The organism is Neorhizobium sp. T25_13 (genome assembly GCF_002968675.1).
Classification (GTDB): domain Bacteria; phylum Pseudomonadota; class Alphaproteobacteria; order Rhizobiales; family Rhizobiaceae; genus Neorhizobium; species Neorhizobium tomejilense.
In genome coordinates this window covers 378,059-391,921 of record NZ_PVBI01000008.1, presented here as the reverse complement: position 1 = coordinate 391,921, position 13,863 = coordinate 378,059, and the positions used below count along the sequence as shown (strand labels likewise).

Sequence of the window (13,863 nt, the reverse complement as noted above, 5' to 3'; positions counted from 1 at the left end):
TCCCAGCCCATGCCTACAATCCCCTCGCTTCCGTTGCCGGAGTGTTTCGCGAGACGTTCGCGGGCAGGCGGGAGCCGGCGCTTTCATCGGAACCGTAACGTGCGGGGATGGTGGAAGAGGTGAAAGCCATGGCGGCGATGTCTTCGGATGGAGCCGCCTATCAAGCCTCCCCCGGACAGCCATGTCCGGTTCGGTTGAGCCGTGCAAGTGGCATGATTTCCCGAAAGGAAGTCGCGAACAAAGCCACGCAGCGAGGCGAGATGATCACCTGTAGGGGCCGGAAGCCCCGAAAAGACGCCGAAGGCCACGCGAATGCGGAGCCATACTATTATTTTACTATGAGGTTCCGCATTCGTGTGGCTCTCCGATCTTTGAAAACCACGGCAGGCGACTGCGCGGGACTCCGGAATGTTGGCCGAAGGCTTTTGATCCTCGGTGATCGGATCCTCGGGTCAAGCCCGAGGACGACGAGTGTGTGGGGCTGTCTCTCACAAAAGCACCGTTTCAGCCCACTGCACTGCTTACTTTGGCACACCTCTCCGTCGTCATCCTCGGGCTTGACCCGAGGATCCAATCACCGACGACAGGCTCGGCGGACTGCAAAAACAAGAAACCCGGCCCCAAAGGGGACCGGGCTTCTCTTTCCTGCTTGGGAGGCAGAATAAATAGTTCACTCGACCAGGTTGGCGTTGATGAAGTCGAAGTTGATGTCTTCGCCCATGCCCGGCTTGTCGGAAATATGAACGAAACCGTCTTCGTCCATCGGGTCGACGAGGGCGTTCAGGTATTCGAAGCCGTCGTCATATTCGAGGAACGGGTGCAGCAGGCCGCGCTCGTACCATTTCGCGTTCTTGGTGCAGGCAGCAATGATCAGGTTCGGAGCGCCATTGCCGTGGATTTCGCAGTTCATGCCGAAGGATTCGGCCAGATGCATGGTCTTCATTGCCGGGCTGATGCCGCCGACGTCATGGACGCCGGTGCGCAGGATGTCGCAGGCCTTCGAGGTGATCCATTCGGCGCGGCTGAAATGCTTGCCGCCGGCGCTTTCCGGACCGAGGACCGGAATGTCGAGGTTTTCGGCAAGCCAGGCGTAGGAAGCCGAGCTCTGCTCGTCCATCGGCTCCTCGATCCAGTCGAAGCCGAGCTTTTCGAGGCCCCTGCCGAGTTCCAGCGCTTCCGTGCGGGTATACCAGTGGAAGGCGTCGATCATCAGGTGGATATCCGGGCCGACCGCCTCGCGGACTGCGGCGCAGGCCTTGAGATCCATCTTGACATTAGGCGCCCAGGAGACCGGCGGCATCCAGGTGTGCAGCTTGATGCCCTTGTAGCCGCGCTTGACGAGCTTTTCGCCGAACCGGCCGTAATCTTCTGGCGTGGCGAGGCCGTTCTCCAGTTCGTCGCCACACATGATCGAGCCATAGGCCGGGATCTTTTCGCGGTAGGTGCCGATCAATTTGTGAACCGGCATGTTCAGCTTGCGGCCGGCAAGGTCCCAGAGGGCGCAATCGACGATCGCGAGCGCCCGGTCGGTCAGCTGCATCGCGCTGCCGCGCTGCCAGTGCGCGAGGTCCTGCCACAGCCGTTCGCGGGCGAACGGATCTTCGCCGATCAGCACCTTCTTGACGAACTTGTCGATCACATGCGGGCGAACGACTTCCGGCGGGGCAAAGCAATAGCCTTCCGCACCGTCGTCGTCGACGATGGTCAGCAGCGCCAGGTTGACCTTGTGCGGCGGGCCCGGATGGGCATGGCCGGCGGCATCCTGGTGACGGCGCGTGGTATGGGAGAATACGCGCACATTGACGTCTACGATCTTCACGAAATTCCTCCTGTCAGAAGCAGAGGGATGAACCTCCGCCATTTCATTTCGGGACCCGGCGAGGGCCGGATCGGAGCCGCCCGTGGGGGGGCGGAAGTCTGTCTTTCACGCATCGTCCGGATGGCCGGCCGAGGCGAAGGCGCCGCCTTGATAGATGACGGCGGGATCGGTCGGGTCTTGCCTGCCGGCGGCCGCCTCCACTTCGACGCGCCACTTTGCGGATGTGTCCTCGGGTTTCCAGCCGAGGAAAGCGGCATTGCGATTGTCCCACCACTGCTCGTCGTTGGCAGAGGCGCCGTAGACGATGGTGTGGGCGATCCGCGGTGCAGCAAAGGCGCGCCGGCAGAGGGAAAAGAAATCACGGTAGCTGAGCCAGGTCGCCAGCATGCGCGTGTTGGCCGGTTTTTCGAAGCACGAACCGATGCGGACGGACAAAGTCTCCTGTCCGAATTTCTCGAAATAGAGGCTGGCAATCGCCTCTCCGAAGACCTTCGAAGCCCCGTAGAGCGAGTCCGGCTTCGGCACGACCGTGTTGTCGAGCCTTTCATCGCACCGATAGTAACCGACGACGTGGTTGGAGCTTGCGAAGACGATGCGCGGCAGACCGTTGTGGCGGGCGGCTTCGTAGAGATTGTAGAGGCCGACGATGTTGCCCTGGACGATGAGGTCGAACGTCTTTTCGAGGGAAATGCCGCCGAGATGAATGATGCCGTCGACGCCGTCGACCAGTTTGGCGACACCGGCGGCATCCGCCAGATCGCATTGGACGAAGGTTTCGCCGGCGCCCGCATCGGCGATCTCACCGATGTCCGACAGCACGACATGCTCGGCGATCTCCCTCAGCATCGGCCGGATTGCCCGGCCGACACCCCCCGCGGCGCCGGTTAAAAGCAGTCTCTTGAGCATTCTTCCCTCATGGGCGGGCCGTCGGTGAATATGCGCCGGTTCGCCTTGTCATCATACCTCATAGGTCATCTCATACTATAGGTCCATGGCTGGGCGTCAATAAAATTCTTGCTCGGCGCTTGACAACAAGGGCAGGTTTTACCCCTCTAAGTAGCTGAAATGGCAAAGCGAGAGAGCGGGCTGACATTGAAGAGAGCAGATAACATCACCGGGGAGGCACCCTCGCGAAAAGGCCGCAATCTGGTCGAGACGGTTGGCCGGCGGATGCGGGATGCGATCGCGAGCGGTGCGTTGAAGCCCGGCGACAAACTGCCCACCGAAAGCGGGCTGACGCTGCAATACGAGGTCAGCCGCACGGTCATCCGCGAGGCGATCGCTTCGTTGCGGGCCGACAATCTCGTCGAGGTCCGCCATGGCGTCGGCGTCTTCGTTCTGGCGCCGCAAGGCGGGCTGCAGGCGGGCTTCCGCACCGTGGATGCCAGCCGCGTTTCCTCCATCATCGAAATGCTGGAAGTCCGCGCTGCCATCGAGATAGAGGCTGCGGGTCTTGCTGCGGTCCGTTCGTCGCCGGCGCAGCAGGAACTGATCTTCGAATGTCTCGAGACGATCAAGCGGCAGATCGCTGCCGGTGCGGCAACGGTCGAAAGCGATAGGGCTTTCCATTTGGCCATCGCGGACGCTACCAACAACCCGCGTTTCCGGGAACTGCTGGAGGCGATCGGCAAGCAGATGATTCCGCGATCGCTGCTGCAGGAGGGCGAAGTGGAGATTTCGCCGCCTGAATACCTGGCCCAGATCCAGGATGAACATGCCCGTATCGCCCGCGCGATCACCGATGGCGATGATTCGGCTGCTCGCGACGCCATGCGCATGCATCTCAAGGGGAGCCAACAACGCTATCGCTCGCTGATACGGCGGCCCTGATGCGCCCTTGAAGATAATACAACTATTGACAGTCATAATATGACTTGGTAGCCTTCTGGAAATCAACCAGGAAGGGACTGCCATGTCTATGGATCCAAATGAACTGAAGCATGCGCTCGGCGCCGGCCTCCTGTCGTTCCCCGTCACGCCGTTCGGGAAAGATGGCCTCTTCAACCGCAAGGCCTATGAGCAGCATGTCGGCTGGCTGGCCGGGTTCGATGCTTCGGTGCTTTTTGCCGCCGGCGGCACGGGCGAGTTCTTTTCACTGGAGCCCTCCGAAATTCCGGAAATCATCGTCGCCGCCAAGGCTTCGGCAGGCAGCACGCCGATCGTTGCCGGCTGCGGTTACGGCACGCGCATCGCCGTCTCGATCGCCAAGTCTGCCGAAAAGGCCGGTGCCGACGGCATTCTCCTCCTGCCGCACTACCTGATGGATGCCAGCCAGGAGGGCCTTTATCAGCATATCAAGACCGTCTGCCAGTCGGTCGGCATCGGCGTGATGGTCTACAATCGCGACAACTCGATCCTGACGGCGGAAACGCTGGCGCGCCTTTGCGAGGCCTGCCCCAATCTGGTCGGCTTCAAGGACGGTTCCGGCGACATCGGCTTGGTGCGCAAGATCACTGCGGTCATGGGCGACCGCCTGACCTATCTCGGCGGCATGCCGACGGCCGAGCTTTTTGCGGACGCCTATCTCGGCGCGGGCGTCACCACCTATTCGTCGGCGGTCTTCAACTTCGTCCCGGCGCTGGCCCAGAAGTTCTACAAGTCGCTCCGGGCCGGGGATACGGCGGCCACCAACCAGATCCTCATCGACTTCTTCTATCCGTTCATGGAGATCCGCAACCGCCAGAAGGGTTACGCGGTTTCCGCCATCAAGGCCGGCGTGCGGCTGATGGGTTTCGATACCGGTCCGGTTCGCGCGCCGCTGACCGACCTGACCGCCGAAGAAGTCAAGATGATGGAGGCTCTCTGCGAGCCCTACCGCAATGACGCTCTCGGGGTGCAGGCGGCCGAATAGGCGTCCTCCTCTCCAACCCTCTCCCCGAGTGCATCAGCCGGCAGGTCCGCCCTGCCGGTTTTTTCGTGTCTGCTGCCGAGCGTTGGCGCCCATAAAAAAGCGCCCGCAACCGGGGTTGCGAGCGCTCGTCCTGGGAGGGACTTATCGCTTAAGTGGGTCAGCGCTGCTTGGACACGCTGCGCAGACGAACCGTCCAGCCGTAGTGGTTCACGTAACCCTTGACGTCGGCGCGATAGACGACGCTGTCGATGACCGCCGAGATCGGCTGCAGCGCAGGAACGAGTTCCTCGTATCGCTTCTGGATGTCTTCATAGGCCGTCTTCTGCTTCGCCTGATCGCGCTCCACCAGTGCCTTGGCGGACATGTCGTTCAGTTGCTGGTCGAAGAAGGACGTGCGCCAGCCGATGATGCCGCTGAGCTTGGCGTCGTCGGCGTTGTTCGGGTTGATGACGAGGGCGCGCAGGTTGGAATGCGGATGCGGCTCCTGGCCGCCGCCGCCGCGACCGACGAGCATTTCGAACTTGCGTTCGCGCATCGGGCCATAGATCTGGTCACCGGCGCCCTGGACGATTTCGGCCTTGATGCCGGCCTGGGCAAGGGTTGCCTGGATCGCGGTGGCGGTGTCCGTGAAAGGCGGCTCGTTGAGCGTCAGCAGCCTGACCGGGAAACCGTCGGGATACCCTGCCTTGGCGAGCAGTTCCTTTGCCTTGGCGACATCGAGCTTGTAGTCCGGATCGGGCAGGCTGCCGATGACGCCGTCGGCGACCGGGCGAAGACGCTTCGTGCCGTAGTTCGGCATGATCGACTTGTTGATGCCGTCATAGTCGATCAGATGGCGGATCGCGAGGCGCACATCCGGGTTCTTGAAGCGCTCGTCCTTCATGCTCACGGCGAGGAAATAGAAGCCAGAGCTTGGCGTGCGCTGCACCTCGACGTCCTTGTTCTTGCCGAGCGCGGCGATATCCGGAACCGAAAGGCCAACCGCGACGTCCACGTCGCCCTTTTCCAGCATCAGCCGCTTGGTCTGGGATTCCGGCATATGCCGGAAGATCACGCGTTTCATCTTGGGCTTCTCGCCCCAGTAATCGTCGAAACGCGTCAGGATGAGCATTTCGTTGGAGGACCAGCGCGTCAGGCTGAAGGCGCCGGAACCGGCGACATTGATCTTCAGCCAGGCAGCGGCCTTGTCGCCGTTCGTCTCGTGGCTCATGGCGGTCTTCATGTCGATGACCGCGCTGGCATCCGGCTTGCCAAAAATGTCGAGCGTGAGCTGCGGATCGGTCGGCTGAGCCGGCTTGAGGGTGATCTTGTTGCCGTCGGCCGTCAGCAGCTGGTCGATATTGTTGGCCTTGTAACCGAAGGACGACCAGACGCCCGCGCCGACCAGGCCAAGGCTGATGTTGCGTTTGATCGACCAGATGACATCTTCGGCTCGGACCGGGTTGCCGGACGTGAACTTCGCGCCTTCCCTCAGCGTGAAGGTGATCGAGCCGTCATCGGCAACCGTCCAGGCGCTGGCGAGACCCGGATTGACGGTCTTCTTGTCCGGCGCGAGTTCCACAAGCGTATCATAGAGATTGGCGATGACGCCCGTCGCCTCGCGGCCGGAAATCGCCGCCGGGTCGAGGGTCAAGATATTGTTCATGCTGAGGCCGACGATCAATTGGTCGGCGGGGGTATCTGCGTATGCGCCGACCGGCGCAGACAGCGTCAGAGCCGTGGCCAGAGCCACATGCTTCATCCATTTCATCTGGGGTTCCTCCATTCCAGGCACTCAAGTGAGTATGACGTCACATGACTGCTGCGTTGTATGAAGACGGAAAAGATAACCCTCGTCAACTGAGACAGGCCTAGAAAATAATGCATCTCGCGCTCTTTTGACCTCGGAGTGGCGCGGCCGATGCCTTGATATCCTATTTCGAGCCTCCAGTCATATTATGAGTTGACGTGCATTCGAGGCACCTTCTAGATTGCAGGCAGCATGTCGAGGAGGAATGGAGATGAAGCGGCTTCTGATCACCGGGGCGGCCGGCAATATGGGCAAGGCCATGCGCCGGCGGCTGGGGCACCTGGCGGAGGTCATCCGCGTTTCCGACATCTCTCCGCTGGACGATGTCGCGGCCAACGAGGAACCTTTTGCCTGCGACCTGGCGAATTCCGATGCCGTCCTGGGCATGGTGGAAGGATGCGACGGCATCCTGCATTTCGGCGGCATTCCTTCCGAGAACACCTTTGCCAGCATTCTCGACAGCAATATCCGGGGCCTGCACAATCTCTATGAAGCGGCGCGAAAGCACGGAAAACCGCGTATCCTGTTTGCCAGCAGCAACCATACGGTCGGTTTCTATCGGCAGGACCAGTTCATCGGGGTTGATCGGCCCACCAAGCCTGACGGCCTTTATGGCGTCTCGAAATGCTTCGGCGAGGGATTGGCGCAGATGTATTTTCACAAATTCGGCCAGGAGACGGCGATCGTCCGCATCGGTGCCTGCTGGCCGAAGCCGACGACGGTGCGGATGCTGTCCATCTGGCTGAGCTTTGACGACATGGCTTCACTTGCGGAGAGGGTCTTCAAGGCTCCCTATCTCGGTTGCCCGACGATCTGGGGCGTTTCGGACAATCAGCCGAAATGGTGGGACAACTCCGCTTCCGCCTATCTGGGCTGGGTGCCGAAGGACAGTTCCGAGATCTATCGCTCGGAGGTGGAACGCAATCCGGGCATTCCGGACAAGGGATCGTCACAAGCCAAGTGGCAGGGCGGCGGTTTCGTCGACGATCCCATCTACACCGAACCTCCCCGTTCCCTGAACCGGTAACGACCCCATGAAAATCACCGACCTCACCACCACCGCCGTCAGCCTGCCGCTGGCCGAACCGCTCGGCAACGCCACGGCGACCATCCATCAATTCTCCTGCATCGTGATCGATCTCGTCACCGACGAAGGATTGCGGGGTGAAAACCTGATCTTCACCATCCGGCCGGAGCAGTTGAAGCTTCTGGACAGCATGGTGCATGTGCTGCGGGATGCGGTGATCGGGCGCGATCCGGACGATACCGGCGCCTTCTGGCAGGACGCCTGGCGACGTATCAACTTCATCGGTTTCACCGGCGTCTCGATCATGGGCATTTCGGCGATCGACGGCGCCATGTGGGATCTGAAGGCCAAGCGCGCCGGGCTTTCGATCTCGCGGATGCTGGGACGGTGCCGTGAGACTATTCCAGCCTATGCGAGCGGCGGCCTCTGGCTTACCCAGGACATTCCCTCGCTCGTCCGGCAGGCGGAAGGTTTCGTCGCAGCCGGCTTCAAGGCGATGAAGCTGCGGCTTGCGGGGCGGATCGATGTCGACCTGCCGCGCGTGAAGGCCGTTCGGGCGGCGATCGGCAGCGATATCGGGCTGATGATCGATGCCAACCAGGTGCTCGACGTCGATGCGGCGATCAGGCTCGGCGATGCGCTGGCGCCGTTCGATATCGCCTGGTTCGAGGAGCCGGTGCCGGCCCACGCATTGGAGGATTCGGCCAAGGTGGCAAAAGCCCTGCGGATGCCGATCGCGTCCGGTGAGAATGAATATACGCGCTACGGCTTCCGGCGGATGATCGAGACGGGTGCCGCCTCCATTCTCATGCCGGATCTCCAGCGGGTTGGCGGCGTCACCGAATTTTCCCGCGTCGGCGCACTGGCGGCAAGCTTTGACCTGCCGATCTCATCGCATCTTTTCCCCGAAATGAGTCTGCAGCTGCTGGCGCATGTCCCGACCGCCCATTCCCTGGAATACGTGGAATGGTTCACGCCGCTCTACGAAGAGAAGATAAAGCTCATTGACGGGACGGCCCAAATTCCGGATGCGCCCGGCTGGGGGATGTCCTTGGACCGGGATGCGATCAGCCACCACGCTCTCTAGGCTGAAATCCGCATAGGACGAGATTTGCCTCGTTTTCTTGCGAAAGCGCAAGCAAATGCCCATGCCCTGTTTGTTTCACGTCAAAGAGAAGAGGTTGGCGTAGACATAAATTCTATTTCCAGAGGACGGCGATTTACTCCGCCCCTTGTTCCGAAGGAAAGAAACCATGACCGACAAGATTCAGATGACCAGACGCTCGATCCTTGCGGGGGCAGCCTTTGTTGGCGCGATCGCACCGGTCGTGCAGGCTTCCTTTGCCCATGCGGACGAAGCGCCCCCCGCAAAGATGAAACCGGGCGACCTCTCGCGCCTCCGCCGCGAGAAGGTCGAGCTCGTGAAGCCGCCTTTCGTCCATGCCCATGCCCAGAAAGCCGATGGCCCGCCGAAGGTCGTCGAATTTACGCTGACCATCCAGGAGAGGAAGCTCGTTCTCGACAAGGAAGGCACCGAAATCAATGCGATGACCTTCGATGGGTCGGTTCCGGGTCCGCTCATGGTCGTCCATCAGGACGACTATGTCGAGCTCACGCTCATCAATCCCGATACGAACGAACTCCAGCACAATATCGACTTCCACTCGGCCACCGGTGCCTTGGGCGGCGGAGCGCTGACGGTGGTGAACCCCGGCGAGAAGACCATTCTCAGGTTCAAGGCAACCAAGGCCGGTGTCTTCGTTTACCACTGCGCACCTCCCGGAATGGTGCCGTGGCACGTTACCTCGGGCATGAACGGCGCCATCATGGTGCTCCCGCGCGATGGCCTCAAGGACGGCAAAGGGAAACCGCTGACCTACGACAAGATCTATTATGTGGGCGAACAGGATTTCTACGTCCCGCGCGACGAGAACGGCAAGTTCAAGAAATACGCAAGTGCCGGCGAAGCTTATGAGGACACCCTCAAAGTCATGCGGACGCTGACCCCGACGCACATCGTCTTCAACGGGGCGGTTGGTGCCTTGACGGGCCAGAACGCCATGACCGCCGCGGTCAACGAGAGGGTGCTCATCGTCCATTCGCAGGCAAACCGCGATACGCGGCCCCACCTCATCGGAGGCCATGGCGACTATGTCTGGGCTACGGGCAAGTTCGCCAACCCTCCGGAAATCGACCAGGAAACATGGTTCATCCCGGGCGGTGCGGCAGGCGCTGCATTCTACACCTTCCAGCAGCCCGGCATATACGCCTACGTCAACCATAACCTGATCGAGGCCTTCGAACTGGGCGCGGCGGCACATTTCAAGGTCACCGGTGATTGGAACGACGACCTGATGACGTCGGTCCTGGCGCCGAGCGGCACCTGATCAGAAACGGCCGGGAGCATCAGATGTGCATGCCCCCGGCCGACCTTCATCCCCCTGCAAGCTGGATTTCGCCTCGGGAGGCGAACATGCGATGGACATACGACAGGCCAAAGCTCTCGCTCCTCCATACCGGGCTTCCGATCACGCTGATCGCCGTGCTGGCGGCGGGTATCTTCCACCAGGCGGGTTTCATGAAACCGGCGCCCCCAGAGGGCGCGGTCTATGAGCCCGCGACGGTCGTTGTTCCTCCCCGCAGCTACAGCTACAGGAGCGACGGAGAGTTCCTGAAGGGCACGGCACCCATCGATCCGCCGATGAAGACGGTGGTTGCGGCGTCGAGCCTGACGATCACGAAAAATCACGTCACGGCCTCGGAATACCGGGAGTGCGTCGCCGCGCGCGCCTGCAAATCCTCTGAGGCGACCTCATTGAAGCCGGACGTTCCCGCCACTGGCGTGAGCTTCGACGATGCCACGGCTTATGTCCACTGGCTCTCGGATGTGACCGGCGAATACTGGACCTTGCCAACCGACGAACAATTGGCTCAGGCCGCGGGCAAGCGGTTTCCGGACGATGCCCTCGGCCTCGATCCGGACAGCAAGAACCCCGCGCTGCGATGGCTCGCCGACTACGAGCGCGAAGCGCGTGAGCGGGCGAAAGGCGATCCGGTGCCGCGGCCGACGGGAAGTTTCGGGGAGAACGAATATGGTCTGGCCGATTTTGGCGGCAACATCTGGGAATGGACGTCCACCTGCCATCGCAGGGTCCATCTTTACGTGAACGGGTCCGTTCGAGCCTCCGAAGAGATTTGCGGCGTCTACGTGACCGTCGGTCCGCATCGCTCGCCGATGAGTTCCTTCGTCCGCGATCCGAAAGGCGGCGGCTGCGCGGTCGGGACGCCGCCGGACAATCTCGGCTTCCGCTTGGTCAAGTCCACCCGGTGGTATGCGCCGCTGCTCAAGACGCTTCGCCAGGCGGGTTGGACAACGTGATCGTCATCCGCGCCATCCGCCCCGAGCCAACGTCAAAGCGGGCCGCGAGCATACTCCGAACCGTTTGTCGTAGGTCAAAGAGGACCGGCTTTTTTGCCCTAGTGTGAATTCAACGAAGCCGAGGGCTTTCGAGAAAAGGAGTAAGGAAATGAAGAAGATTTTGGCATCCCTGGTCGGCGCGGCAATCGCTACGGCTTTCTGCGCAACGGTGGCTTCGGCTGCCGATTTCCAAGTGCAAATGCTCAACAAGGGCAAGGACGGCGCGATGGTATTCGAGCCGAGCTCCATCAAGGTCGCCAAGGGCGATACCGTCACCTTCGTCCCGACCGACAAATCCCACAACGCCGAAACCATCGACGGGCTGATCCCGGAAGGCGCAAAGCCTTTCAAGGGCCAGATGAACGAAAGCGTCAAGATCACGTTCGACGTCGAGGGTGCCTATGCCGTGAAGTGCGCGCCGCATGTCGGCATGGGCATGATCGGCCTTATCGTTGTCGGCAACGAGCCTGCGAACCTGGAGGCCATCAAGACTGCGAAACTGCCCAAGAAGGCTCGCGAACGTCTCGACGCGGATATTGCTGCTTCCGGCGTTTAAGCCGGAGCGCCCGGCGGCGGCCATTCCCTCTCCCCTTGGCCGCCGCCGCGCTTACCGTCCCAGCCTCATCTTGCGCGAAATCCGGCACAGTTGGTCAGCGCATCAGGCCAGCCATGCGAAGCGCGTTCTCGATGATCTGCTGGATGCCTTCCGGCTCTTTTGCCTTTTGGGAAGAAGCGGATGCGCGCTTGGCGCCGTCGCTCTTCGCCCGCAGGGGCTCCACGCCTTCGCGAAGCAGGCCCCAGCTTTTTGCCGAATGAAGCGTCGACGATATGCCGACATCCAGCAGATAAGGCGCGGCATTCTCGTCGCCGAGCGCGGGGTCGATCGGTGTCCCGTGGCCCATTCCGGCAATGCTGTAATATTCGATTGCCCGCCGGCCGCGGGCGTCCTTCCACACGGTTCTCGATTGGCCGTCGACCGTTTCCGACAAGTCGGGCGGTGCACCGACGTCGTGAACGGCCCGCCACTGGTCGATGATCGCCTGCGCATTCGCCTCGGCGACCGTCTTGTCCTGGGTGCCCTGCCACACCGAGATGGTCGGCCATGGCCCCTGATGGGTGGAAGCGGCTCTCAGCCGCGATTGAAGCGTCGATGGTGCCGGCAGGCCGTGACCGCGCATCCGGTCGAATGCTTCGGGCACCGTCTCGGTGACGCCATAGGGCAGGCCTGCGATGATCGCTCCGCCGGCGAAAACCTCGGGGTGGGCGGCCAGCATGACATTGGCCATAGCGCCACCCGCGGACAGGCCGCTCACATAGATGCGCGAAGTGTCGATCCCGTGCCGGGAGATCACCGCATCGATCATCTGGCGGATCGAGTGCGCTTCGCCCTGGCCGCGGCGCGTGTCGCCCGGAAGGAACCAGTTGAAACAGAGATTGCCGTTATTGGCGCGGACCTGTTCCGGCAGGAGCACCGCGAAGCCGTGCCGCTCGGCGAGCTTCGACCATCCGGTGCCGTGGTCATAACCGGAGGCGGTCTGCGTGCATCCGTGGAGAACGACGACGAGGGCGGGGTGTTTGGGAAGCAGGGAGGGCACGTAAACCTTGGCTGCCAGCGCTCCGGGGTTGGATCCGAAGCTTTCGAGCGCCTCCAGATGGCTGGGCGCGTCGGTCGGTTCCCAACCCAGTGATTTCAAGCGGGCGAGCCGCTCCAGCGTATCCGACAACGATCTCATCATGCCTCCTGGCGATCATTGCCGGGGTGGCAGTGATCAACGACAATGTCCCCCTATATGGGAAGCGTTGCTGCACTGCACAATTATTTTTTGGTAAGATATGTTTCATCACGAGCCGGCGAGCTTGATGCCGGCCCGCCGGGTTCATTTTCAGCTGTCGGAAATCCTGTAGCTCGAGGACCGGACGATCAGTTCTCCGGGGAGCCGTTTGATCGTGATCGGCCGGCCGGGATAACAGGAGCCATCCTCGATCATTCCGACGGCCACCGCTATGATCTCGTCGACGGGCTGGCGGAATGTGGTCAGTGCATAATGCGGCCAACTGGCGAGCGCGATGTCGTCGAAACCGGCGACCGCGATATCGTCGGGCACGCTGAGCCCGGCCTCTTCCCTCAGCGCATCGAGGCCGCCTGCCGCGAGAATGTCGTTGGCGAAGAAGATCGCATCCGCTCCGCCGCGTTCGACGATTTCCATCGCGGCCTGCCGGCCGGCCTCATAGCTGTATTCGCCGGCATCGACGCGGGCGCAAAGCGTCATGCCGAGTTCGGCAACACGCGTCACGAAGGCGTTCTGTCTTTCGCGATTGGTGGTCGTGTGGCTGAGGCCGGACACATAGGCGACGCGACGCCGGCCGGTCTCATAGAAATGGTCTGCGATCGCCCGGCTGCCCGCGACATTGTCGCAGATGACGCAGCTTAAGTCCGCATCCTCGACGACGCGGTTGATCAGCAGGGCGGCGCGGCCCTCGGTTGCCCAGCGCAAGGTCTGGCCGGAGAGGATCGTGGCGGAAATGATGATGACCGCATCGACATTGTAGCGGCGCAGGGCCGAAAGCTGCTCTTCGAGGTTGGAACCCTTGGTGATGTTGAAGAGCAGACTCTGCAGCCCGACGCGCTGCAGGCTGCGGGAGAGCTTTTCGATGAGCGCGGGGTAGAAGGGGTTCTGCATGTCGGAGACGACGATGCCGACGATATTGGTGCGGCTCTTCGACAACATGCTGGCTATGGCGTTCGGGTGATAATCCACCTCTTCCGCAAACTGCTTGATCCTGTCGCGCAGGTCCGGGGCGATGCTGGCGCCCGGCGTGAACGCGCGGGAGACGGCCGACTGGCTGACGCCGAGCATACGGGCGAGCTGGCGCGCGGTGATCGGCCGGCGCTTCGCCTTGTCATCCGGTATCTCTGGCTTGTCCAAGAAACTCTCCAACTCCCTGCCGGCGGACGGCG

12 protein-coding genes are annotated in these 13,863 nt (G+C 61.7%); 7 read left to right on the top strand and 5 right to left on the bottom strand.

Translation table 11 applies throughout. The annotated features are described in order from the left end of the window. Positions 1 to 670: 670 nt before the first annotated feature. Both C5J22_RS20810 and C5J22_RS20805 read right to left on the bottom strand, forming a co-directional pair. The gene (locus C5J22_RS20810) at positions 671 to 1,819 is read right to left on the bottom strand and encodes a mandelate racemase family protein (protein WP_105439759.1); all 1,149 of its coding nucleotides are present in this window, start codon (positions 1,817 to 1,819) and stop codon (positions 671 to 673) included. 105 nt (positions 1,820 to 1,924) lie between these two features. Further along, positions 1,925 to 2,725, bottom strand: coding sequence for an NAD(P)-dependent oxidoreductase (locus tag C5J22_RS20805; protein WP_105439758.1), 801 nt, complete (start codon positions 2,723 to 2,725; stop codon positions 1,925 to 1,927). A 180-nt stretch (positions 2,726 to 2,905) separates the two neighbouring features. Here C5J22_RS20805 and C5J22_RS20800 point away from each other — a divergent pair, with 180 nt between their 5' ends. Next, on the top strand, positions 2,906 to 3,649 hold the full coding sequence (locus C5J22_RS20800; RefSeq protein ID WP_105439781.1) for a FadR/GntR family transcriptional regulator: 744 nt from the start codon (positions 2,906 to 2,908) through the stop codon (positions 3,647 to 3,649). 88 nt (positions 3,650 to 3,737) lie between these two features. Beyond that, positions 3,738 to 4,670 carry a 5-dehydro-4-deoxyglucarate dehydratase gene (kdgD, locus tag C5J22_RS20795; protein ID WP_105439757.1) on the top strand — a complete coding sequence of 311 codons (933 nt, stop codon included), beginning with the start codon at positions 3,738 to 3,740 and terminating at the stop codon, positions 4,668 to 4,670. 157 nt (positions 4,671 to 4,827) lie between these two features. Here kdgD and C5J22_RS20790 read toward each other — a convergent pair whose 3' ends face one another. Beyond that, positions 4,828 to 6,411, bottom strand: coding sequence for an ABC transporter substrate-binding protein (locus C5J22_RS20790; protein ID WP_371412655.1), 1,584 nt, complete (start codon positions 6,409 to 6,411; stop codon positions 4,828 to 4,830). Between the two features lie 259 nt (positions 6,412 to 6,670). Between C5J22_RS20790 and C5J22_RS20785 the strand changes: the two genes are divergently transcribed. From C5J22_RS20785 to C5J22_RS20765, 5 genes are all read left to right on the top strand, one after another. Beyond that, positions 6,671 to 7,486 (top strand): NAD(P)-dependent oxidoreductase, encoded by an 816-nt coding sequence (locus tag C5J22_RS20785; protein ID WP_105439755.1) that lies wholly within the window; start codon positions 6,671 to 6,673, stop codon positions 7,484 to 7,486. Positions 7,487 to 7,493: 7 nt separating this feature from the next. Continuing rightward, positions 7,494 to 8,573: a mandelate racemase/muconate lactonizing enzyme family protein gene (locus C5J22_RS20780; RefSeq protein ID WP_105439754.1), complete on the top strand. Its 1,080-nt coding sequence runs from the start codon at positions 7,494 to 7,496 to the stop codon at positions 8,571 to 8,573. A 166-nt stretch (positions 8,574 to 8,739) separates the two neighbouring features. Continuing rightward, a complete protein-coding gene (gene nirK, locus C5J22_RS20775) occupies positions 8,740 to 9,873 on the top strand; it encodes a copper-containing nitrite reductase (RefSeq protein ID WP_105439753.1) in 1,134 nt (377 codons plus the stop codon). Positions 9,874 to 9,959: 86 nt separating this feature from the next. Continuing rightward, entirely contained in the window at positions 9,960 to 10,865 is a 906-nt protein-coding gene (locus C5J22_RS20770) for an SUMF1/EgtB/PvdO family nonheme iron enzyme (RefSeq protein ID WP_105439752.1), read from the top strand. Positions 10,866 to 11,013: 148 nt separating this feature from the next. Continuing rightward, a complete protein-coding gene (locus C5J22_RS20765; protein ID WP_105439751.1) occupies positions 11,014 to 11,460 on the top strand; it encodes a pseudoazurin in 447 nt (148 codons plus the stop codon). A gap of 94 nt (positions 11,461 to 11,554) precedes the next feature. Here the strand turns inward: C5J22_RS20765 and C5J22_RS20760 are convergent, their stop codons facing one another. Both C5J22_RS20760 and C5J22_RS20755 read right to left on the bottom strand, forming a co-directional pair. Next, complete coding sequence (locus C5J22_RS20760) at positions 11,555 to 12,637, bottom strand: PHB depolymerase family esterase (protein WP_105439750.1); 1,083 nt, start codon at positions 12,635 to 12,637, stop codon at positions 11,555 to 11,557. A 150-nt stretch (positions 12,638 to 12,787) separates the two neighbouring features. Beyond that, positions 12,788 to 13,831 (bottom strand): LacI family DNA-binding transcriptional regulator, encoded by a 1,044-nt coding sequence (locus tag C5J22_RS20755; RefSeq protein WP_105439749.1) that lies wholly within the window; start codon positions 13,829 to 13,831, stop codon positions 12,788 to 12,790. Positions 13,832 to 13,863 lie beyond the last annotated feature (32 nt).

Excerpts from the sequence above, each read along its gene's own strand:
- C5J22_RS20805 (WP_105439758.1), bottom strand. The coding sequence starts at position 2,725 with ATGCTCAAGAGACTGCTTTTAACCGGCGCCGCGGGGGGTGTCGGCCGG.
- kdgD (WP_105439757.1), top strand. The coding sequence starts at position 3,738 with ATGGATCCAAATGAACTGAAGCATGCGCTCGGCGCCGGCCTCCTGTCG.
- C5J22_RS20790 (WP_371412655.1), bottom strand. The coding sequence starts at position 6,411 with ATGAAGCATGTGGCTCTGGCCACGGCTCTGACGCTGTCTGCGCCGGTC.
- C5J22_RS20785 (WP_105439755.1), top strand. The coding sequence starts at position 6,671 with ATGAAGCGGCTTCTGATCACCGGGGCGGCCGGCAATATGGGCAAGGCC.
- C5J22_RS20780 (WP_105439754.1), top strand. The coding sequence starts at position 7,494 with ATGAAAATCACCGACCTCACCACCACCGCCGTCAGCCTGCCGCTGGCC.
- nirK (WP_105439753.1), top strand. The coding sequence starts at position 8,740 with ATGACCGACAAGATTCAGATGACCAGACGCTCGATCCTTGCGGGGGCA.
- C5J22_RS20770 (WP_105439752.1), top strand. The coding sequence starts at position 9,960 with ATGCGATGGACATACGACAGGCCAAAGCTCTCGCTCCTCCATACCGGG.
- C5J22_RS20765 (WP_105439751.1), top strand. The coding sequence starts at position 11,014 with ATGAAGAAGATTTTGGCATCCCTGGTCGGCGCGGCAATCGCTACGGCT.
- C5J22_RS20760 (WP_105439750.1), bottom strand. The coding sequence starts at position 12,637 with ATGAGATCGTTGTCGGATACGCTGGAGCGGCTCGCCCGCTTGAAATCA.